The following is a 22,753-nucleotide window of genomic DNA, read 5'->3' on the forward strand; positions in this document are numbered from 1 at the left end:
GCCGCGCCGGTGATCAGCAGCAGCAAATCGTCGGATCCGGCGACCGGCACCACGGTCAATCCGGGTGCGACGATCACGTACACGGTCACCACCACGGTGGGCACTGCGGCGTTGACGTCGACCTACACCCTGACCGACACGATCAGCGGCGATCAGACGTTCGCTGCGATCACCGCGCCGGGTGCGTACACCTGCACGGGCACCGGTCCGGTGGTCTGCACCTTGCCGGCCGGTACCGCGCCGGGCACCTATGCGGTCAGCTACACGACCACGATCAATGCCAATGCATCGGGCACGGTCGGCAATAGCGTCGTCGGCAGCGGCGGCGGTGATCCCGATCCGGAGTGCACGTCCTGCACCACGACCCACACCGTGGCGTTGCCCGTGATCAGCACCACCAAGGCGTCCGACCCGGCATCGGGCACGAACGTCAATCCGGGCGCCACGATCACCTACACGGTCACGACCACGGTGGGCACCGCGGCGCTGACCTCGACCTATACGATGACCGACACGATCAGCGGCGATCAGACGTTCGCTGCGATCACCGCGCCGGGCGCATACACCTGCACGGGCGCCGGCCCGGTGGTCTGCACCTTGCCGGCCGGTACCGCCCCGGGCACCTACGCGCTCAGCTACACGACCACGATCAATGCCAATGCATCGGGCACGGTCGGTAACAGTGTCGTCGGCAGTGGCGGGGGTGACCCGGATCCGGAATGCACGTCCTGCACCACGACCCACACCGTGGCGTTGCCGGTGATCAGCACCACCAAGGCGTCGGACCCGGCATCGGGCACGAACGTCAATCCGGGTGCGACGATCACCTACACCGTTACCACCACGATCAGCACCGCGGCGCTGACGGATGTCTACACGCTGACCGACACGATCAGCGGCGATCAGACGTTCGCTGCGATCACCGCGCCGGGCGCATACGCCTGCACGGGCACCGGCCCGGTGGTCTGCACCTTGCCGGCCGGTACCGCACCAGGCACCTACGCACTCAGCTACACGACCACGATCAATGCCAATGCATCGGGCACGGTCGGCAACAGCGTCGTCGGCACAGGCGGCGGTGATCCCGATCCGGAATGCACGTCCTGCACCACGACCCATCCGGTCGTGGTCAACCCCGCGCTGACCATCACCAAGACCGCGAGCGCGCCGACCACGAACCTGGGCGCCAACGCCAGCGTGACCGATGCGGGCGACACGATCGGCTACACCTTCGTGATCACCAACACCGGCAACGTGAACCTGACCAACGTGGTGGTGAACGACGCCAAGCTGGACGCGCCGGCGGTCTGCAACGCAACCACGCTGGCGCCGAATGCGAGCACCACCTGCACCGGCACCCACACCATCACCCAGGAGGAAGTGAACGCCGGCACCTCGGACAACACCGCGACCGCCACCGGTACGCCGCCCAGCGGAACCCCGGTGACCTCGGGCCCGGCATCCACCCAGACCCCGCTGCCGCGTAACGGCGAGTTGCGTTCGACCAAGGCGATGAGCGGCAACGCCGACGAAGACGGCAGCGGCTCGGTGACGGTGGGCGATACCCTGAGCTACACGATCACCGTGACCAACATCGGCAACATCGATCTCGGCAACGTGGTGGTGACCGACGACAAGATCACGCCGAACACGACGACCTGCGCGATCGTGGTGCCGGGTGCGACCTGCGTGCTGACCGGCACCTACCAGGTCACGCCGGCCGATGCCAACGCGGGCACGATCCGCAACGCCGCCACGGTGGTCGACACGCCGCCGCCGGGTGGCCAGCCGGTCTGCCCGAGCGGTTCGGCCGATCCGAAGTGCAACCCGCGCGTCGATGTGCCGGTGACCCAGATGCCGAACCTCAGCTCGGCCAAGGCCATGACCGGCAACGCCGACGAGGACGGCGACGGACGGGTGAGCGTGGGCGACACGCTGACCTACACCGTCACCGCGACCAACACCGGCAACATCGATCTGACCGACGTGGTCGTCAGCGACGACAAGATCACGCCGAACACGATCACTTGCGCCAGCGTCGCGCCGACCGGCACCTGCGTGCTGACCGGTACCTACAAAGTCCTGCAGGCCGACGCCGACAACGGCTCGGTGGTGAACACCGCGACGGTGAGCACCAGCACGCCGAACGTCTGCCCGGCGGGTTCGACCGAAGCGCGCTGCCATCCCACCGTCACCGTGCCGATCGAGGCGCGTCCGGCCGTGACCATCGTCAAGGTCGCGACCCTGACCCTGGACCAAGGCAAGCAGGGCGTGGGCAATGCCGGCGACGTGATCACATATGCGGTGCGCATCAGCAACACCGGCAACATCACCCTCAACGACATGGCCACCAGCGACGTGCTGGAGAACTATCCGGCCACCACGCTGAGCTGCGGCGTGACGTCGCTGGCGCCGGGTGCGAGCACGGACTGCAATGCGTACTCGCACACCATCACCCGCGAGGAGGCCAACGCCGGCGGCACGCTGGACAACGTGGTCAAGGTGACCGCGCGCTACGGCAACATCGGCGGCGGCGCCACCGGCACCGCGACCGCCAACGCGGCCGCGATCGTCCAGGTCGAGCCCGAGGCGAGCAGCGATCTGTTCGTGACCAAGCAGGCCAATCCGCGCGACGTGAAGATCGGCGACCTGGTCCGCTACACGCTGACGATCAAGAACGTCGGCCAGGTCGACACGGTCGACGCGACCCTGACCGACACGCCGCCGGCCGGCTTCACCCTGGTCGAAGGCAGCGTGCAAGTGGCCGATCGCGATGGCGGCGGCCGCCAAGTGGGCAGCTATCCGATCAAGGTCGACCAGATCGACATCAAGGCCGGCGAAAGCGCGACCGTGATGTACCTGCTGCGGGTCGGCGCCGGCGTGCGTCCTGGTACCCACGTCAACCGCGCCTTCGCCGAGGACGGCGACGTGCGGTCGAACGAGGCGACCGCCGAAGTGCAGCTGATCGCCGATCCGCTGCTCGACGAGTCGCTGCTGGTCGGTAGCGTGTTCGACGATCGCGACGGCGACGGCTGGCAGGATTCGGCCGACCTGAGCCGGGTGCGCGTGCAGGGGGGCTTCGCGGCCGACGCCTACGTCGCCAACTCGACCACGGTCGATCGCGGCGACGGCGCCAGGCCCGAGCCCGATGCGAGCTCGCCGATGCTGCACGGCATCGACCTGGGCAAGATCAGCGCGCGCCAGTCCGAGGCCGATCCGGTCGCCGATCATCGCGTGGTGATCAGCCAGACGCTGCGCGAGCCCAAGTTCGACGACGGCTTCGCGCTGACCACGGCGCAGGGCATCACCGTGCGCATGGATGCGGCCGGCAACACCCGCACCGAGCTCAGCGGCGACGCGGCCAAGAACCTCACGGCCGCCGAGCCGAAGGTCGAACGCCAGGTCGCGCAGACCGCCGAGGGCTACCGCGTCGACTACATCGTGAGCAATCACGGCATCGACGAACGCGGCATTCCGGGTGTGCGCATCGCGTCGGTGGAAGGCCTGCTGATCGAAACCGACCAGTTCGGCCGCTATCACCTCGAGGGCGTGGCGGGCGGTCCGTGGGAACGCGGCCGCAACTTCATCCTCAAGGTCGATCCGGCCACCTTGCCGCCGGGCGCGACGTTCACCACCGACAACCCGTTGGTGCGGCGTCTGACCCCGGGCATCCCGGTGCGCTTCGACTTCGGCGTCAAGCTGCCGCCGGGCGAAATCCCCGGCAGGCAGGAGCAGGTCGAGATGCGGATCGGCGAGGTGATGTTTTCGCCGTCCAGCGCGCAGGTCACTCCGCAGTACCTGCCGGCGATCGAGAACATGGCGTCGAAGATCAAGCAGTACGGTGGCGGCGAAATCGTCATCACCGCGAACGGCGAGAACGAGACGCTGGCGATGGACCGTGCCCTGGCGGTGCGCAAGTCGCTGGAGACCCTGGTCGATCCGCAGCTGTTCAAGGCCCTGCAGATCAGTGTCCGCACCGATCCGCAGGACCCGGCCACGATGGTGGTGGGTTTCGCCGAGTGGCCGCTGCTGGGCACGGTGCTGTTCGATACCGACAAGGCGACGATCAAGCCCAGGTACCTGCCGGTGATCGCCAAGGTCGCCGCGGCACTGGAGCAATTGCGTGGGACGCGCGTGGTCATCACCGGCCACACCGACCTGCGCGCTTCGGACGAATACAACGTCGCGCTCGGCATGCGCCGCACGCGGGCGGTGTTCGAGGCAATCGTCGCCCACGCCACTCCGGAGCTGCGCCAGCACCTGCGCGTCGACATCAGCAACGACCCGGCAGCCCCTGCCGATAAGCCGGGCAAGTGAGGGGGCCTGCCATGAAAATGAAACTGCTCGATTACACCCTGATCTGCATCCTCAGTGGTCTGGTCAAGGTCGCCGGCGCGCAAACCGCGCCGCCGGCGACCCCTCCCGGCCCGGCGCCGGACACGGCGCAGGACAGCGGCGAGGTGGAGTGCAACGACGCCGGCTGCGGCAGCGGCCAGGGCGTGCTGTTCGAACTGCGCACGCGCGGCAAGCGTCAGCCGGTCACCCAGGGCACCACCGAACGGTCCTCGTCGGAGACGCTGCAACCCGACCGCCGGGTCACGATCGAAGCCGAGGACAGCAACTCGGCCTGGCAGCAGAACCCGGCGCCCGGCAAGGCGGTCGTGGTCGGCAAATGGTCGATGCAACTGCCCGGTGGCGGCGTGATCTGGGCGACCGAGGATCCCAACCTCGGCCAGCCGGAAATGACCGTATCGGCGCCGTCGCTGGTCGCCTTCGACGGCAGCCGGATCGTCAAGCCGGTGCGCTTCTACGCCTACAACAACTACGCGGCGTTCATCAAACGCGCGGAGGTGTTGATCTATCGCGCCAGCGACTCCGATCTGGTCAGCCCGATCGCGACGGTGCCGATGCCGCTCGCGGCGGTCAGCGACGTCGAATGGGACGGCGCGATGCCGGCCGAGCTCAAGCTGCGCGCGGACGACGAACTCATCTACATCGTCCGCGCCTACGGCGAAGACGGCAGCTTCGACGAAACCTTTCCGCGGCGGATCCAGCTGGTCCGGCCCGAAGAAGCCGAACGCGGCGCGCGGATCCTGCGCGATGCCACCGAGCGCCAGTTCGGCGCCTCGCTGAGCGAGCAGGACGCCGAACAGCGCAACCAGATCGACAGCATCTTCGGCCAGGACAACCTGCGCCAGCAGAACATCCCGATTTACGGCTCGCGCGTGCGCTTGCAGGGACGCAACATCCCCGACGGCATGTCGATCAAGATCAACGGCCGCATGCATCCGGTCGATCTGGAACGCAAGCTGGTCGCCGAATACCTGGTGCCGGTCGGCCAACATCGCTTCGATATCGAAGTCGCCGGCCGCAACGATGAGCCGGCCCTGCAGCACGCGATCGACGTCGACGTCACCGGCCGCTATCTGTTCGCGGTCGCGATGGCCGACGTCACCGTGTCGGACAACAGCGCCTCGGGTTCGGTCGAGCCGGTCACGCCGGACGATCGCTATGACGACAACTTCCTGATCGACGGCCGCCTGGCGTTCTATCTGAAGGGCAAGGTCAAGGGCAAGTACCTCGTCACCGCCCAGGCCGACACCCAGGAACGCGAGATCAGCGAGCTGTTCAACGGCTTCTGGGACGCCGACCCGCAGGACGTGTTCCGCCGCCTCGACCCGGACCTGTATTACCCGGTGTACGGCGACGACTCGGTGACCTATCGCGACGTCGACACCATGGGACGCCTGTACCTGCGCGTGGACTGGGACAAGAACCAGGCGCTGTGGGGCAACTTCAACACCGGCATCACCGGCACCGAATACGCCCAGTACAACCGTTCGCTGTACGGCGGCGCGCTCGACTGGCGCAGCCGTCGCACCACCGCGATCGGCGAAGCCGGTTCGCAGCTGCGCGTGTTCGGCTCGCAGGCGCAGACCGCGCCGGGGCATACCGAACTGCTCGGCACCGGTGCGCGCCTGTACTACCTCAAGCACGGCGACGTGTTGCCGGGCTCGGAGAAGCTCACCGTCGAGGTGCGCGATCCCACCACCGGCCGGGTCGAGAACCGGGTCGATCTGGTGCGCGGCGCCGATTACGAAATCGACGAGTTGCAAGGCCGCATCCTGCTCGACAAGCCGCTGTCGCAAGTGTCGCGCGACGGCCTGCGTACCTTGACCCACGACACGCCGCTCGACGGCTACCAGCAGATCCTGCTGGTCGATTACGAATACGTCCCTACCGGTTTCGATGCCGACGACATGGCGACCGGTTTCCGCGGCAAGCACTGGTTCGGCGATCACGTCGCGGTGGGCGGCACCTACATCGACGAAAAACGCTCGGGCGAGGACTACAGCCTCAAGGGCGCCGACCTCACCCTGCAGGCCGGCCGCGGCACCTACCTCAAGCTCGAACAAACTCAAACCCAGGCAACCAGCGCGCCGGTGTTCTTCTCCGACAACGGCGGCCTGAGCTTCACCGAACTCAATTCCGGCCTGAATGACCGCGAGGGCAAGGCGCGCTCGGTCGAGGCGCGGGCCAATCTGCGCGAACTGGGCTGGACCGAAAACGACTGGACGCTGGGCTCGTGGTGGCGCAAGGTCGACGCCGGCTATTCGATTTCGCGTTACGACATCGGCGAGCCGATCGAAGAGCGCGGCTTCGAGTTCAACGGCGAACTGACCCCGGCGCTGCGCCTGTTCGGCCGCTACAGCGTGGCCGAACGCGGCAAGGAATCGCTGACCCAGGCCCAGCTCACCGGCGAATGGCGTCTCAACGACGACATCACCGTCAGCGGCGAAGTGCGGCGGGTGCAGGAGCAGCGCCTGAGCGGCGATGCCAACGGCACCTTGGCCGCGCTCGAGTACCGTCAGCAGGTCAGCACCCAGCTGGAGCTGTTCGGCACCGCGCAGGTCACCGTCGACGACGATGACGGCCGCTACGCCGACAACGATGCCCTGAGCGTCGGCGCCAAATACCTGTTCGGCGAACTGTCCAGCGTCGGCGCCGAACTCACCACCGGCGACCGCGGCGACGCGGCCAAGGTCAACGCCGAATACCGGCTCGCGCCCGATCACAGCCTGTACGGCAGCTACACCTATTCGACCGACACCACCGAGCACGATCCGCTGTTCAACGACCGCCTCAACAGCGGCTGGACCCTGGGTCAACGCTGGCGCCTGTCGAACCAGGTCAACCTGTTCAACGAAAGCCAGTTCATCAAGGCGCCGAACGAATCCGGCCTGGCCCACACCTACGGCATGGATTTCTATCCGGGCGAAGGCTGGAACCTGGGCTTCACCCTGCAGCAGGCGACGCTCGATCGCGCCGCCGAACTGGGTCAGGTCAACCGCCGCGCGGTCAGCCTCAGCGGCGGCCGCAATTCGGTCGACACCCAATGGTCAAGCAAGCTCGAATGGCGGCGCGACAGCGGCGCGGAGCGGCGCGAGCAGTGGACCTCGAGCAATCGCTTCCTGCACAAGCTCAACGACAGCTTCCGCGTCGCCGGCCGGCTGAACTATTCGCAGACTCGCGACCAGATCAACCGCGACGCCGGCGCCAAGTTCGTCGAAAGCAATGTCGGCTTCTCATGGCGCCCCTACAACAACACGCGCTGGGCGCTGCTGGGAAAGTACACCTTCCTGTACGACGTGTCGGCGCTGGAGCAGGTCGGTCCCAACATCGCCGATTACGATCAGCGCAGCCAGGTGCTCGCGTTCGAAGGCATCTATCACCCGAACCATCGCTGGGAGTTCGCCGGCAAGCTGGCGCGGCGGGTCGGCGAGGTGCGCTTCGGCCGGCTGAAGGGCGAGTGGGTCGATTCAGCGACCACCTTCGCCGCGGTGCAGACGCGTTACGAGTTCAAGGAAGTCTGGCACGGCCTGGCCGAATACCGATGGCTCGACGTCAAGGACGGCGGCCGCAAGCAGGGCGCGCTGATCGGCATCGATCGCGACATCGGCAAGAACTTCCGCGTCGGCGTGGGCTACAACTTCACCGAGTTCAGCGACGACCTCACCAATTTCGATTACGACCATCGTGGCTGGTTCCTCAACATGGTCGGCAGTTACTGATGCATCGGCGCGGTCCAGCCTCGCTGGCTCGCGGCGATGCCGATTTCCGGAAGCGGCCGCTCCCCGGCCGTGGACGTGTGGGCCTTTGCGCCCACGATGCGGATGGGTTTTCCGGTGACACGGCGAACATATGCGCATGGCAAGTGCGGTACCCGCAAGGAAGGCAAGCAAGAGAACAGGAGCGACAAGTCGATACCTTCGGTCGTGCCAAGCAAGGCACGACTTCTGGCCAATTCAGCTAAACAATGAGGTGTACCAATGAAAGAGACCCGGCGCCGTATGACCCTTAATCTGGCCGGCAGCGAGATGCAGTTTCTCGAAGAGCTGTGTGTGCGCAAGGGTGTCAGCAAGACCGCGGCCATCCGTCAGGCGCTGCGCCTGTACCAGGTGGTCGAGGATCGTGCAGACAAGGGCAAGAAGATGTTCTTCGTCGACAACAGCACCAAGGAGCGTTCCGAACTGATGCTGTTGTGACCTGCATGACCCGCATGATGTGACTATGGCCCCGCCGCATACCGGAAGATGCGGCGACATTGCATGACAGCTTTCGGCCCAATCCGTTACCCCATCGAATCAGGCTCGTTCATCGCAATCGGGCCGGCGATGGTTTACCACCCAGTACAAGGCGCGGCGCGACCGTGCCGCAAGTCGGCTCTCGCGAGTCGGCGCGGCTAATCCGGTTGCGGCGGCAACTCCGCGGAGCCATGCCCACGGATCGGCTTCGATGAGGCGCTCAGGACGAACCGTTTCCGCGTAATCGGTTCGCGACGCCGGCAAGACTTCGCCCACGCCGGCACCCGCGTCCGGCCGATGAGCTGGGTTCGAAAGGCCAGCGCGTGCGAACGCCGCGCGCACTCGGGCGCGAGCCTCGATCACATGCCCAAGCACAAGCCTCAAACGCAAGCTTGCCCGCCAGCGCTGCTTGGCGACAACGCGATCGCGGTCAGCGAAAAAATGCCCGCAATACCGCATCCGCCTCGCGCAATCCCGGCGCCGCGTCGGCGGGCGGCGGCAACAGCACGAAGCGACAGCTCGGCAAGCTGGGCAAGCGCGTGGAGCGCGCGATCGCCAATCCCGGCGCGATCGCCGAAGTATTCAGGCAGCCCAGGCCCAGCCCGGCGCGCAGCGCCGCCTGCACGCCGGCGACGCCGCTGCCGATGTGCGCGATGCGGTGCCCGACCCGCTGCTGCTGCAAACGCCGCACCGCGGTCTGGTGCAGGCTGCAACTGGCCGGCAACAGTATCAGCGGCAGTTCGGATTCGCCGCGCAAATCCAGGCCGGGCGCGGCCACCCACGCCAACGGTTCGCGCCGCAGCACGTCGCTGCGGCCGCGTTGGCGGCTTTGCGCGGGTGTTTCCAGGTCCATGGTCAGGGCCAGATCGAAACCGCCCTCGGCGTGCGTGCGCGCCAACGCCGCGCTCTGGCCCATCGTCACCTGCAACTGCAGTTGCGGGCAGTGGCGGGCGAGATGGCCGAGCAGGGCGGCGATCTCGTCGGGCCGGAAGTAATCGCTGATCGCCAGCCGCACCTGGGTGCGATGCAGCTCGCGGCGCACGTCGTGCAGCGCCAGTTCGCCGAGCGCGAGCATCTGCCGCGCATGCCCGAGCAGGCGCTCGCCGGCCGGCGTCGGCACGACCCCGTTGCGCGAACGCAGCAGCAGCGGTGCGCCGGCCGCCAGTTCGAGCTTCTGGATCTGTTCGCTGATCGCCGACTGCGAGCGGAACACCCGGCCGGCGCCGCCGGAAATGCTGCCGGCGTCGGCGACCGCGACCAGGGCACGGAGCTGTTCCAGATCGAGGCTGCGCATGGGCGTTCCTGCTATCGGCCAGGCCGATGGATGGGATCAGATCTTCCCGCTATTCCGATGGCTGTGGCAAGCCTAATGTGAACCTGCATCCCGGGGCCGAGTCATGCCGGCCCGCCTCAGAGCCCGCCGCCATGCCGCACCTGAATCTGCAACTGTCCGGATCGCCGAACCCCGACCTCAGCCGTCGCACCGCGGCCTTGATCGCCGACCTCACCGTCGAGGTGCTGGGCAAACCGCGCGAGTTGATCGCGATCGCAATCCATTACGTCGACCGCGCGCACTGGTTTATCGATGGGCGCTCGCTGACTGATTGGGGCCGCGACGCGTTTCATCTCGACATCAGCATCACCGACGAGACCAACACCAAGGGCGAGAAAGCGCGTTATCTGCAACAGGTGCATGCGCAGCTATCGGCGCTGATCGGCGAGGTGCATGAGACCTCCTACATCCATGTGATCGACGCGCGTGCGGCGGCTTATGGCTATGGCGGGTTGACTCAGGAGCGGCGGTATCAGCTCGCCCAGTTGAGTACGAAAGATTGATCGAACCGATCTGCTCGATCGACGCGACCGGCGTGGTCGCCGAGGTCTCTGTGGGAGGGGCTTCAGCCCCGACGCTTTTGTCTCGGATCGCCGCGTCGGATCGAACAGCATCGGGGCGGACGCCTATTCCACAGAGACCTCGGGAGATCGAACATGTCCGCGGCTATTCGCTCGCAAGTTCGGCGAATCGCTGCGCGTCAAACCGAATCCCCCAGCGCCACCTGCGCCCGCAACCAATCGCGCAAGGCCCGCACCTGCGGACTGGGATTTGCATCGGCATGCACGAACCAGTGCGGATGGCCCTGCAGCGCCGGCCCGAACGGCTGCACCAGCGTGCCCGCGGCGAGGTCGTCGGCGACCAGGGTCAGGCTCAGCAGGGCCACGCCGTGGCCGGCGATCGCCGACTGGATCGCGTGGCTTTCGTCGGTGAAGCGCAGGCCGGCGTCGACATCGAGCCCGTCCAGCCCGGCCTGCGCGCACCAGCCGCGCCAGGTCGGCGAATCCTGGGTCGGGTGCCGCCATTCCGAATGCAGCAGGCTGTGCCGGCGCAGATCGTCGGGGCCGCGCAGGTCCAGGCGCGGGCTGCACACCGGCGCGAAGCGGTTGTCGATCAGCGCTTCGGCGACCAGGCCCGGATATGGCCCGCGGCCGTAGCGGATCGCCGCGTCGGCGACGCCCCCGTGCAGATCGACCGGATCGTCGGAGGCATGCAGGCGCAGGTCCAGGTCCGGATACGCGGCGTGGAACGAGGCCACCCGCGGTACCAGCCATTTCGCCGTGAACGACAAGGTCGCCGAGATCGTCAGCGCCTGCCGCCGCGGCCGCGCGGTCAGTTCGGCGATCGCCTGGGCGAAGGCGTCGAAGCCGTCGCGCAGCACCGGGTACAGCCGCTCGGCCTCGGCGGTCGGCCGCACCCGCCGGGTCTCGCGCTCGAACAGGCGCAGGCCAAGCTGCGCTTCCAGCGCGCGGATCTGGTGACTGATCGCGGTCGGGGTGACCGACAACTCCTCGGCGGCGCGCTTGAAGCTGCGCAGCCGGGCCGCGGCCTCGAAGGCGCGCAGGGTGCCCAGCGGGGGCAGGCGGCGTCCGTTCATGGATGAAATTCACTCATGCGTTGGCTGAGAAATCGGAGTTTGTACGGCCGTATCGGCAGATTCAACATGCGCTTATACCGCCGATTGCCCGCTTCACGGCAATCACTGCTCATCCATCAGCAACCCGGACTCCGCCATGACCCGCCTTCTGCACATCGACGCCAGCGCCCGCCTGCACGGCTCGGACAGCCACCCCCACGGCTCGCACAGCCGCCGCCTGAGCCAGCGCTTCGTGCGCGGCTGGCGCGAACTCAACCCCGCCGACGAGATCGTCGTGCGCGACGTCGGCCTCGCGCCGCCGACCCCGGTCAGCGACCGCTGGATCCACGCCGCATTCACCCCGGCGGCCCGGCGCGAGCCGTGGATGACCCAGGTGTTGGCCGAAAGCGACGCCCTGATCGACGAGTTGCTGGCCGCCGACCTGGTCGTCGCCGGCGTGCCGATGTACAACTTCGGCGTACCCGCGCCGTTCAAGGCCTGGATCGACAACGTGGTGCGGGTCGGCCGCACCTTCGGCTTCGACCGTCAGCGCGAAGGCGAGCCGTACTGGCCGATGCTCGATGACGCCGGCAAGACCCTGGTGCTGCTCAGTTCGCGTGGCGACTACGGCTACGGCGCCGGCGAACGCCTGGCCCATATCAACCACGTCGAACCAGCGGTGCTGACGCCGATGCGCTACCTCGGCATCACCGACAGTCACGGCGCGGCGGTGGAGTACGACGAATTCGGCGGCGACGATCTGCGCGCCTCGATCGAGCGCGCCGAAGCGCAGGTGGACGCCTTGGTGCAGCGGCTTTCGCACGAACGCGCGACCCGAGCCGCCGCGTGACGAATCGCAAGCGATCCGCGCACGCGTGATCGGCAAGGTCCGGCACGGCCCGGGCTTGGACTTTTCACCGCCCGGACCTAAGGTGGGCGACCGGATCGCGTCGCCCGCCGCGATCGCCGTCGCGCGAGAACCGACCGATGACCCCGCCGTGCTGAGAACCGTGTGCGCCACCCGTTACGTCACCCCGCTGCGCGAGGGCGGCTCGTTGCCGGCCGTGGTCGAGGCCGACGACGACGGTTTGTACGTGATGAAATTCCGCGGCGCCGGCCAGGGCCGCAAGGCGCTGATCGCCGAGATCATCGGCGGCGAACTCGCACGCCGGCTCGGCCTGCCGGTGCCCGAAATCGTGCTGATCGAGCTCGACCCCGACATGGCGCGGACCGAACCCGATCCGGAAATCCAGCACCTGATCCGCGAAAGCGCGGGCCTCAATCTCGCCCTCGATTACTTGCCCGGCTCGGTCAACTACGACCCGCTGGTCGATCGGCCGAACGGGGAACTGGCCTCGCGCATCGTCTGGTTCGATGCGTTCGTGACCAACGTCGACCGCACCGCGCGCAACACCAACATGCTGCTGTGGCACCGTCGCCTGACCCTGATCGATCACGGCGCGGCGCTGTACTTCCATCACAACTGGGCCGGCGCGGCCGATGCCGCGGCGAGCCGTTTTGCGCCGATCAAGGACCACGTACTGCTGCCGCTGGCCGACCGACTCGCGCAGGTCGACGAAGCGCTGGCCGCGCAGATCACCCCCGAACTGGTGCAAGCCATCGTCGAACTGATTCCCGACAGCTGGCTGATCGACGAACCCGGCTTCGGCGACGCGGACGCCCACCGCCGCGCCTATGCCGACTACCTCAACCGCCGCGTGCTCGCGCCGCGCGCTTTCGTCGAGGAGGCGCTGCATGCTCGTTCGCTCCAGCTATGACTACGCGGTGATCCGCGTGGTGCCGCGGGTCGAGCGCGAGGAATTCGTCAACGTCGGCGTGCTGGTCTCGTGCCCGCAGGCCAAGTTGCTGGTCGCCGGTATCGAACTCGATCCACGGCGGCTGCTCGCGCTCGATCCCAACGTCGATATCGACGCGGTGCGCCTGCATTTGCAGGCGATCGCGAAGATCTGCGAAGGCGGCGCCGATTCCGGCCCGATCGGCCAGTTGCCGCCGCGCGCGCGTTTCCATTGGCTGACCGCCAAGCGCAGCTCGATCATCCAGCTCTCGCCGGTGCACACCGGCCGCTGCCTGCAGGCCGATGCGATCGTCGAGCATTTGTTGCAGCGGATGGTGCGGGTGGCCGCGCCGCGCGATTGAAGTTTCGAATGAGCGAAGCGTCGGTGCATCGAACTCGCACCGACTCGGAACAGGGGCGCCGCTGATGGAATCGAAACGACTCGATAGACGCGATCGCATCGCTGGAGGGCTGGTCGGCCTGCTGGTGGGCGATGCGCTGGGCGTGCCCTACGAATTCCATCCGCCGCACGAGATTCCATCCGCCGACGATATCGAGTACACGCCGCCGCCGGGATTCGATCGCTCGCACAAGCCGATCCAGCCGGGCACGTGGTCGGACGACGGCGCGCAAGCGCTGTGTCTGCTTGAATCCCTGCTCGAATGCGATCGTCTGGATATCGACGACTTGGGGCGCCGCCTGGTGCGCTGGTACGACGACGGGCATCTGGCCGTGGACGGCGTGGTGTTCGATGTCGGCGTAGCGACCGGTCGCGCTTTGCTCGCGCTGCGCGACGGCGCGTCGCCGTTGGCCGCCGGGCACCGCGATGGCGAGCACAGCAGCCACGGCAATGGCGCGCTGATGCGCTCGCTGCCTCTGGCGCTGTGGCACCGGGGTAGCGATGCCGAGCTGGTAGGTGATGCGCAACTGCAGTCGCGGGTCACTCACGGGCATGTGCGCTCGCAAGTGTGCTGCGCGCTGTATTGCCTGTGGGCTCGGCGGATATTGCAGTCAGTGGACGATCCGTGGCGCGATGCGGTGACGACCCTGCGCGCGTTGTGGGTCGATAACGCGCAGGCGCTGGAAGAGTTGGAGTGGTCGTTGCGGCCGGACGAGCAGGCCATCGGCCACGGTTCGGGCTATGTGGTCGACAGCTTGCGTTCGGCGCTGTGGGCGTCGTCGCTGCCGACGTACGAGCAAGTGGTGCGGGCCGCCATCGGGCTGGGTCGCGATACCGATACGACGGCCTGCATCGCCGGTGGGATAGCCGGACTGCGCGAGGGGATCGGCGCGATACCCGAACGCTGGCGCACCGGATTGCGCGGAAGTGCGTTGTACCGGCCATTGCTGGATCGACTGCTGGCGAAAGCGGGTCACGAATAAACCGCGGCCACCAGCCAACCACGTTTCGCCTTGACGACCATCGAGCGGACGCCGACGTCGACCTTGCCGTACTCGGGCATCGTCCCTATGTTTCACAGGCCCAGGCCGTCCGGCCGCGGCATCGTGCGGCAGGAGCGAGCGAAGCGATATGACCCAGATGGATATGAGCGAGCAGGGACCGAACCTCTTCGACGATGCGCGCGACGCGTCCGACCTCAAGCGCGCGGTCGCGTTGCTGGAAACCCCGTCGCTGACCGCGCGCATGGCCGCGCTGGCCGGGGCGCCGATCGAGTTCGGCATGTCCAAGCTGCCGAAGTTCGCCCATCGCGGCATCCAGAAGACCGTCCACGCGGCCTTGCACAAGGCCGCATCGGCGGCGTTGTGGACGGTCAAGGACGTGCCGAACAAGGGCTCGTCGACCAAGACCCACAAACTCGCGGCGGCGGCGTCGGGCGTGGCCGGCGGGATGTTCGGCGCGCTCGGATTGACCCTGGAGCTGCCGGTCACCACCGTGATCATGATGCGTTCGGTCGCCGATATCGCCCGCAGCGAAGGCTTCTCGGTGTCCGAGCCGTGGGTGCAGGCGGCCTGCGTGGAGGTGTTCGCGTTCGGCGGCAACAGCAAGGACGACGATGCGTCGGAGTCGGGGTATTACGCCTCGCGCGGCGTGTTGTCGGAACTGACCAAGAACGCCACCCGCGAGCTGGTGCATCTGGCCGGGCATCGCGGCGCGGAACAGGTCACCCATGCCTATGCCAAGAAGCAGGGCGCGGCGTGGATGGCCAAGCTGATCGACGCGGTGGCCACGCGCTTCGGCGTGATCATCACCGAGAAGACCGCCGCGCAACTGGTGCCGGTGATCGGCGCGGCGACCGCGGCGACGATGAATGTGCTGTTCACCAATCACTATCAGGACATGGCGCGCGGGCATTTCATCGTCAAGCGGCTGGAACGCAAGTACGGCGCGGATGCGGTGGAGCGGGCGTACCGCCAGGTCAAGGCGGGCGAGGGCGCGTTGCCGGCGTTGCAGCACGGCGGCGATTGACGCGCCGATCCTCACGCGCGGCGTCGGCGCTGGAGTCTCTCTCGCAATGAGGGTTGGGGATTCGCCGGGATTGCGCGCAAGACGTCCGACCTTCGCGTCGGCATCAGGCGATGCGATGCGGCGCGTGTGACAGCGGCATCAGTCCCACGCCACTTCCCGGATTACTCCGAACCCGACGCCTTACTGACTGCCGCGCAGCACTAAGGTCGTCCGCGTGCCGCGCTCGGCCTTGTCGAAGCGAAGATTCCAGCCCAGGTGTTCGCACAGCCGCGAGATCAGGTCCAGGCCGATGCCGCCGCCTTCGCGGCCACCGCGCGCGACCCGGGTGTAGATCTCGCTGATTTCCTCCGGGGTCATGCCGTGGCCCGGGTCTTCGATCACCACGGTGGCGTCGGCTTCCAACCGAACGGTGATCTCGCCGCGGTCGCTGTTCTCGATCGCATTGCGCAGCAGATTGCCGATCGCGGCCTGCACGATCGGCAGCGGCGCGACGATCTCGCACGGCGCCATCGGCGCCAGCACCATCGTCAGGTCCTTGTCGCGGGTCAGGTGGCGGTGATCCTCAATGATCTCCGGGAGCAGCTGATCCAGCGAAAACCGGTCGCTGCTCGCGGTCAGGCGCTTGGGGTCCTTGGCCAGCACCAACAGCAGCGAAATCAGTTGCTCGACATCGCGCGCGGTGCGGTGGATGCGGCCGAGCTGATTGCGCGTGGCCGGCGACAGGTCGGGCTGGTCGAGCGCGATTTCGGTCGAGCCGGCGATCACCGCGATCGGCGTGCGCAGTTCGTGGCTGGCGCTGTCGATGAAGGCGCGTTCGCGCGCGACGAAACGATCGTGGCGCTCGACGTAATCGTTGACCGCGTCGGCGATCACGACCAGTTCCGAACTCGCCGATTCGGGCACGTCGATGCGTTGGCCGGCGCGGTCGGGCTGCAAGTTGCCGATGCGCCGGGCCATGTTGCTCAGCGGTCGCACCAGCCGGTGCACGCCCCAGGCGATCACCGCGCACAGCAGCAGCAAGGTGGTGATCGCCGAGCCGGCGATGGTCAGGGCGAGGTCGAACTCGCGATGCTCCATGTCGTCGATGTCGAGCGCCAGGGTCAGCCGGCGGCCGTCGACGTCGCGCACCAGCGCGACATACTCGGTGCCGTGGACCACGATCTCGTCGTGGACGCCCGGCTCCAGCGAACGCAGCTCGGCCGGCGGCGGGCGGGTGGCGTCGTCGTACAGGTGCAGCGCCGGGGTGTCGGTCCAGCGGTAATCCGGATCCAGGCGGCTGCGCTCGACGAAATGATCGAGCTCGGTGTCCATCAACGAGGTCCACACCAGATGCTCGGCGTGTTCGTTGACGATCACGCCCTGCACGACCACCGCGATCGACAGCAGCGCGGTATAGCCGAACAACCCCAGCAGAATGCGATTGCGCAGGCTCGAGCGCGGGCTGCGCGCGCTCGGCGTGGCGGTCGCCGCGCCGTTGGAACTGGAATCAGCCGACGCTGTCATCGCTCGCGGCGTCCGCGGCCGGCGGGATCGCGAGCCGGTAGCCCACGCGCGGCAAGGTCTGGATCAGTTTGACCGGATAGGGGCCGTCGACCGCGCGGCGCAATTCGTAGATATGCGAACGCAGCATGTCGCCGTCAGGCGGGCTGTCGCCCCATAAGGCGTGTTCCAGGCGCTCGCGGGTGACCGCGCCGGGGCTGGACTGCAGCAGCACCTCCAGCAGCTTGCGGCAGGCCGGGTACAGGTGCAGGGCGCGACCGCCGCGACTGACTTCCAGCGTGGTCAGGTCGAGCTTGAGGTCGGCGACCTGCAGTACCCGGCTGCGGCCGCGGCCGGCGGCGCGCGCGGCCAGCGCTTCCAGCCGCACTTCCAGTTCGGGCAGGGCGAAGGGCTTGGTCAGGTAGTCGTCGGCGCCGGCGCGGAAGCCGGCGATCTTGTCGGGCAGTTCGTCGCGCGCGGTCAGCATCAGCACCGGTACGTCCGAGCCGGCCTCCTCGCGCAGGCTGCGCAGCACTTCGCGCCCGTCCAGGCGCGGCAGCATCCAGTCCAGCACGATCGCGTCGTAACGCTGGGTCACCGCCAGGTGCAGGCCGGTCGGGCCGTCGGGCGCGGCGTCGAGGGTGTAGCCGCGCGCTTCGAAATAATCGAAGAGGTTGGCGACCAGGTTGCGGTTGTCTTCCACCACCAACAGGCGCATGCGCCGGGTTCTCCATGCCGCGGGAGCGGCGATTGCGATAGTGCCCCATCCGCGGGGCCGCTGGGGTTCCCGCATCGGAACAGTCCGGGTCGGAACAGTCCGGGTCGGAGCAGTCTGGATCGGGGCCGGCGAGGGTCGGCGCCGACGGCGGCGTCGAACCAAACCGCCAGCTTGCGGCCGCAAGCGTCGGAACCTTGTCGGAATCTGGCGGGGATTCAGCCAAGTGGGTGCGATCGCCGCCCAAGGCTGAACGATCAGCCACATCCTTTCCACGTGCCAAGTGCTTTTAACGAAGCCGCAACTCCGCTCCGACCGCGCTCCGACAGCACCGTTTCGATCATCGCCGCACCCGGTTCCACGACGTCCGTGTGTTGCACCGGTTCCCTGATCGCCTTCGAGCCCGCTGCCGTCGATGAACCGTTCCGCTTCCTGGCCCCGCCCGACGGTGGCCGCTTCGCCTGCCTTGCCCGGCTTCGCGCCGCAGCCGTCGTCCTATGTGCCGTCGTCCCATGTGCTGTCGTCCGTGCCGTCGCCCCGCATGTTCCTGCTGCGGCATGCGCTGTGGCCGCTGCTGGCGTGGCTGGCGCTGTCGTTGCTGAGCATGGGCCTGGGCGGCGACTTCTGGCTCGCCGATCGCTTCTACGCCTGGCAGGGCGGGCACTGGAGCCTGCAGAACGCGTTCCTGACCGAGCACGTGATCCATCGCTTCGGCCGCGACGCCAGCACCGCCGCGTGGATCGGCGTGTTCGCGCTGTGGCTGTTCGCCCGCAGCCGTCCGGCGTTGGCGCACTGGCGCCGGCCGCTGGCCTATCTGCTGCTGTCGACACTGATCGCGATCGTGCTGGCGTCGGGGCTCAAGTCGCTGACCAACATGGACTGCCCCTGGGACCTGAGCCGCTACGGCGGCGATCGCGAGTTCTTCGGTCTGTTCGACGCGCGACCGGCCGCGCTCGCGCGCGGTGTGTGCTTCCCCGCCGGCCACGCCAGCGCGGGCTATGCCTGGGTCGCCTTGTACTTCTTTTTCATGATGCTGCGGCCGCGCCTGCGCTGGGCCGGGCTCGCGACCGGTCTGGGGCTAGGCCTGCTGTTCGGTTTCGCCCAGCAGTTGCGCGGCGCGCATTTTCTTTCGCACGACGTGTGGACCCTGGCGATCAGCTGGTTCGTCGCGCTTGCGCTGTATCTGGCGATGGTCCCGCGCGAGGCGCCGATAGCCGCGCGTGATGCGCTGCCGTTGTCGGGAGGCGCCGCGCGATGAACGTGATTGCACGCACCCAGCTGCGTTGGCCGGCGTGGTTCGCGTACCGGCCCGAATTCGGCGTCGACGCGCTGGTTCTGATGGCCAGCGTCTACTTCGCGCTATGCGCCAACAGCGCGTTCTGGCGCGCGACCGCGGCGACCGGCGTATTGAGCGGCGCGCACGGCGCCTGGGTCGCGGTATGCGTGTTCGTGGCGGTGGTGGCGATCACCTTCCTGCTGCTGGGCCTGTTGCTCAATCGATGGACATTGAAGCCGCTGCTGACGGTGTTGCTGCTGGTCAGCGCGGGCGCGGCCTATTTCATGAGCAACTACGGCGTCTACATGGACACCGGCATGATCCGCAACGTGCTGCAGTCCGATACCAAGGAATCGCGCGAGCTGATCACCGGTGGCATGCTGTTTTCGGTACTGCTGTACGGCCTGCTGCCCGCGTCGCTGCTGTGGCGGGTGCGGCTGAAGACACGCGCGCTGGGCCGCGCGGTGCTGGTCCGGGTGGGCTTGCTGCTCGCCTCGCTGGTGATCGCCGCACTGGCCTTGCTGGGCTCCTACCAGGACATTTCCTCGCTGCTGCGCAATCACAAGGAAATCCGTCATCTGGTGACGCCGGCCAATTACCTGGTCTCGCTGACCCGGGTCGTGTTGGACGACTCGGCCTCGCGAGTGCGCGGACGCACGCCGATCGGCACTGATGCGCGCGTCGCCGCGCGGCCGGTGGGCAGCAAGCCGCGCCTGTTGGTGATCGTGGTCGGCGAAACCGTGCGCGCGCAGAACTGGGGCTTGAACGGCTACGCGCGCCAGACCACGCCGGAACTGGCGCGGATCGCACCGATCAATTTCCCCGACATGACCGCGTGCGGCAGCAGCACCGAGGTGTCGGTGCCGTGCATGTTCTCGCCGTACGGACGCGAGAATTACAACAAGGATCGAATCCAGGGCTCGGAGTCGTTGCTCAACGTGCTCGAGTACGCCGGTATCCAGACTCTGTGGCGCGACAACCAGACCGGTTGCAAGAACGTGTGCAAGGACCTGGCGTTCGAATCGTTCGAACACGGCACCGATCCCAAGTTCTGCACCACCGAAGGCTGCTTCGACGAAGTCATGCTGCAGGGCCTGCGCGAGCGCATTGACGCCAAGCCCGGCGACGCGGTGGTGATCCTGCACCAGCTCGGTAATCATGGCCCGAGCTATTACCTGCGTTATCCGCAGCGCCTGCGCCGTTACACCCCGACCTGCGAAACCAGCGAGCTGGGCCAGTGCAGCCAGCAGCAGATCGTCAACGCCTACGACAACGCGGTGCTGGCCACCGACGAATTCCTGGCGCGCACGATCCGTTACCTGGCCCAGGACAGTACGCGCGATACCGCGATGATCTACCTGTCCGATCACGGCGAGTCGCTGGGCGAGAACGGTTTGTACCTGCACGGCGTGCCGTACGCGATCGCGCCCAAGACCCAGACCCGGGTGCCGATGGTGATGTGGTTCTCGCCGGGCTTCAGCGCCGCGCGCGGCCTGGACCTGCGCTGCCTGCGCGAGGAAGCGGCCAAGCCGGCGAGCCAGGACAACCTGTTCCACTCGGTGCTGGGCTTGATGCAGGTGGAGACCGGCGTGTATCAGAAGCGGCTGGATTTGTTCGCGCCGTGCGATGGCAAGATTGTGGCGAAGAGGTAAGAGCCGGTTCGCAATATCTTTTGCTCGTTGCTTCCGCGAAGGCGGGCTCTTATCTACTCCGGCGAAGCCGAATATCTAGAGCCTTCAGCGCTATCCCGCCGGTCCACCATTCCCGCAAAGGCGGGCTCAGCTCCACTTCGGCGAAGCCGAATATCCCATGCTTTCAGCTTCATCTCTCCAGTCCGTCATTCCCGCGAAAGCGGGCTTCGCTTTACTTCGGCGAAGCCGAATATCCAGTGCCTTTCGTGCGAGAGCGCTTGAAGTCGCAGGATATTCAACTTCACCGAAGTAAAGCGAAACCTGTTTTCCCACGAATGACGACTAAAAGCGCTTAGGCCCGAGGCAGCGACTTACCGCATCACCGCACCCGCCAATTGAATCAAGTCGCGCCCCACCAGCGCCGATGCAACACGCGCCGATGGCTATAACGCAACCATCGCCGCACCTCGCTCTCATTGGCGCGTTGCGGATACGGCCACGTCGCGGCCTGCGTATTCGGCGAGATCCAATCGTCCTGCCGCCACAACGCATCGACGCAGGCGAAATAACCGTGATTGACCAGCACTTCGAACTCCGGATCGAGGAAGCGATCCAGATCGGTGCGGATCCGCCCGATCACCTCGCGCACCAGCGCCGGGCTGTAACCGTCGGCGCCTTCGTCGCGGCCACCGGTCAAGCCCCAGTACACGCCGATCATCGCACCGCTTCCGGCCTGGCCGAAGAACAGGCGCTTGCGCAGCGCTTCGGCCTGATTGCTCATCACCTGGGTGTAGCGCATCAGCGTTTGCAGCCACCAGCGCTTGGTTTCGAATACGAACGGGCCGCCCGCGTCGGATACCAGCACTTCGCGGTAGCGGCGCAGACTCGGTTCGGTGGCCAGGTTGTCGTACACGCCGCCGTCGCTGAGCTCGATGCGCGCGCGCAGCAACGGCGCGTCGTCGCCTTGGTAATTGCCGCGCTGGTAGCCGCCGGGCGCGGCGGCGAAGCGCACCGGGCCGAACACCGGCGGGAACGACGACGAGGCGGCGACCGCGCAACTCAGGCGCGTGCGCTGTGCGCCGTCGCGCAGATAGCCGGCGAGGTAGTCGCCGACCCGGCGGCGCGAGAATTCCCAGTTCACGCCGAAGGTCAGGTCGGTCGCGCAGAACACGAACGCCGGCGCATCCGGCAGATCGTCGAGCGTGCGTTCGCCGAGCGCGTGGATATAGCCGCGTTCGAGCAGGGCGATGCGGTGCGAGGGCATGAGCCAGTTGTGAGCGAGGGTGGCCAGCACCGGCCAGGTGCGCAGGTCGCGCGCGGCCACGGCGCGGAACGGTTCGACCACGGTCGCGCGGAAATCGATGCGGTCGCTCCAGGCGGCGAAGGATTCGTCGCGGGAGGTGCGCGTGTCGAGGTAACGGCAGGCCAGCCAGGCCGAGACGATGCTGCCGCCGGAGACCGAACTGAATAAGGTGGTGCCGGCCAGCAGGCCGGTTTCGTGCAGCCGCAGCAGCGAGCCCAGGTGGAACAGCGCGGCGCGGTAACCACCGCCGGACAGGCACAGCGCGCGGCCTTCGCGTTCGCTCGCGCGGCGGGTGTCGGCGGCCAGTTCGGCGCGCAGCGCCTCGCGGCGGATGCGCAGGCGTTCGAGTTCGACATCGGTGCTTTTCATCGCGGACGCCCTCGCGGTTTGCGGCGCGGCGGGGGACCGCGCTGGCAGCCGGTTATTGTCCGATAGGGGTGTCGCTGAGGCTGCGATTTCGAAGCGCACTGTCCCTCACCCCAACCCCTCTCAGCTCTGCACTTCCTACGGTCGCCGCAAGCGGGAGAGGGGCTCAACGGCTGCAAGGTCATGCAGTCGCCGCGATGCTCCCTGTAGGAGCGGCGTCCTGCTGGATTTCCTTCGGTCACAAGCCGCGACCGCGGCAATGAAGT

General features: G+C 67.2%; 16 protein-coding genes. 11 read left to right on the forward strand and 5 right to left on the reverse strand.

Translation table 11 applies throughout. From position 1 onward, the window contains the following. The 3 genes from AC3A4T_RS19400 to AC3A4T_RS19410 all read left to right on the forward strand — a co-directional run. The coding region (locus AC3A4T_RS19400; RefSeq protein WP_487676881.1) for a DUF7507 domain-containing protein at positions 1-4,317 on the forward strand (4,317 nt) is incomplete at its 5' end. An 11-nt stretch (positions 4,318-4,328) separates the two neighbouring features. Further along, positions 4,329-8,072 (forward strand): TonB-dependent receptor, encoded by a 3,744-nt coding sequence (locus AC3A4T_RS19405; protein ID WP_487676882.1) that lies wholly within the window; start codon positions 4,329-4,331, stop codon positions 8,070-8,072. A 258-nt stretch (positions 8,073-8,330) separates the two neighbouring features. Beyond that, positions 8,331-8,546 carry a transcriptional regulator gene (locus AC3A4T_RS19410; protein WP_036110112.1) on the forward strand — a complete coding sequence of 72 codons (216 nt, stop codon included), beginning with the start codon at positions 8,331-8,333 and terminating at the stop codon, positions 8,544-8,546. Positions 8,547-9,015: 469 nt separating this feature from the next. Here the strand turns inward: AC3A4T_RS19410 and AC3A4T_RS19415 are convergent, their stop codons facing one another. Further along, the gene (locus AC3A4T_RS19415; RefSeq protein ID WP_487676883.1) at positions 9,016-9,879 is read right to left on the reverse strand and encodes a LysR family transcriptional regulator; all 864 of its coding nucleotides are present in this window, start codon (positions 9,877-9,879) and stop codon (positions 9,016-9,018) included. A 77-nt stretch (positions 9,880-9,956) separates the two neighbouring features. Between AC3A4T_RS19415 and AC3A4T_RS19420 the strand changes: the two genes are divergently transcribed. After that, on the forward strand, positions 9,957-10,421 hold the full coding sequence (locus tag AC3A4T_RS19420; RefSeq protein WP_487676884.1) for a tautomerase family protein: 465 nt from the start codon (positions 9,957-9,959) through the stop codon (positions 10,419-10,421). A gap of 197 nt (positions 10,422-10,618) precedes the next feature. Here AC3A4T_RS19420 and gcvA read toward each other — a convergent pair whose 3' ends face one another. Next, positions 10,619-11,515, reverse strand: a complete 897-nt coding sequence (gene gcvA, locus AC3A4T_RS19425) for a transcriptional regulator GcvA (protein ID WP_487676885.1) — start codon at positions 11,513-11,515, stop codon at positions 10,619-10,621. A gap of 136 nt (positions 11,516-11,651) precedes the next feature. Here gcvA and AC3A4T_RS19430 point away from each other — a divergent pair, with 136 nt between their 5' ends. The 5 genes from AC3A4T_RS19430 to AC3A4T_RS19450 all read left to right on the forward strand — a co-directional run bounded on the left by AC3A4T_RS19430 (position 11,652) and on the right by AC3A4T_RS19450 (position 15,717). Further along, positions 11,652-12,344: an FMN-dependent NADH-azoreductase gene (locus tag AC3A4T_RS19430; protein ID WP_487676886.1), complete on the forward strand. Its 693-nt coding sequence runs from the start codon at positions 11,652-11,654 to the stop codon at positions 12,342-12,344. Between the two features lie 151 nt (positions 12,345-12,495). After that, positions 12,496-13,272 carry a HipA family kinase gene (locus tag AC3A4T_RS19435; protein WP_487677098.1) on the forward strand — a complete coding sequence of 259 codons (777 nt, stop codon included), beginning with the start codon at positions 12,496-12,498 and terminating at the stop codon, positions 13,270-13,272. Next, positions 13,250-13,651, forward strand: a complete 402-nt coding sequence (locus AC3A4T_RS19440; protein ID WP_487676887.1) for a DUF3037 domain-containing protein — start codon at positions 13,250-13,252, stop codon at positions 13,649-13,651. The genes AC3A4T_RS19435 and AC3A4T_RS19440 overlap by 23 nt, the downstream gene beginning before the upstream one ends. Positions 13,652-13,715: 64 nt before the next feature. Beyond that, positions 13,716-14,672 (forward strand): ADP-ribosylglycohydrolase family protein, encoded by a 957-nt coding sequence (locus AC3A4T_RS19445; protein ID WP_487676888.1) that lies wholly within the window; start codon positions 13,716-13,718, stop codon positions 14,670-14,672. Positions 14,673-14,820: 148 nt separating this feature from the next. Next, positions 14,821-15,717 carry an EcsC family protein gene (locus AC3A4T_RS19450; protein ID WP_487676889.1) on the forward strand — a complete coding sequence of 299 codons (897 nt, stop codon included), beginning with the start codon at positions 14,821-14,823 and terminating at the stop codon, positions 15,715-15,717. Positions 15,718-15,897: 180 nt separating this feature from the next. On the opposite strand, the gene AC3A4T_RS19455 is transcribed toward AC3A4T_RS19450, so the two are convergent. Both AC3A4T_RS19455 and AC3A4T_RS19460 read right to left on the reverse strand, forming a co-directional pair. After that, positions 15,898-17,220, reverse strand: coding sequence for a sensor histidine kinase (locus AC3A4T_RS19455; RefSeq protein ID WP_487676890.1), 1,323 nt, complete (start codon positions 17,218-17,220; stop codon positions 15,898-15,900). Then, the gene (locus AC3A4T_RS19460) at positions 17,204-17,914 is read right to left on the reverse strand and encodes a response regulator transcription factor (RefSeq protein WP_487676891.1); all 711 of its coding nucleotides are present in this window, start codon (positions 17,912-17,914) and stop codon (positions 17,204-17,206) included. Before AC3A4T_RS19460 ends, AC3A4T_RS19455 begins: the two co-directional genes overlap by 17 nt. A gap of 538 nt (positions 17,915-18,452) precedes the next feature. Between AC3A4T_RS19460 and AC3A4T_RS19465 the strand changes: the two genes are divergently transcribed. Continuing rightward, complete coding sequence (locus tag AC3A4T_RS19465; protein ID WP_487677099.1) at positions 18,453-19,169, forward strand: phosphatase PAP2 family protein; 717 nt, start codon at positions 18,453-18,455, stop codon at positions 19,167-19,169. After that, positions 19,166-20,839, forward strand: coding sequence for a phosphoethanolamine transferase (locus AC3A4T_RS19470; protein WP_487676892.1), 1,674 nt, complete (start codon positions 19,166-19,168; stop codon positions 20,837-20,839). Before AC3A4T_RS19465 ends, AC3A4T_RS19470 begins: the two co-directional genes overlap by 4 nt. 379 nt (positions 20,840-21,218) lie before the next feature. Here the strand turns inward: AC3A4T_RS19470 and AC3A4T_RS19475 are convergent, their stop codons facing one another. Then, entirely contained in the window at positions 21,219-22,490 is a 1,272-nt protein-coding gene (locus AC3A4T_RS19475) for a patatin-like phospholipase family protein (protein ID WP_487676893.1), read from the reverse strand. Positions 22,491-22,753 lie beyond the last annotated feature (263 nt).

The sequence above is a fragment of the Lysobacter sp. Soil_N_51 genome (genome assembly GCF_057655755.1).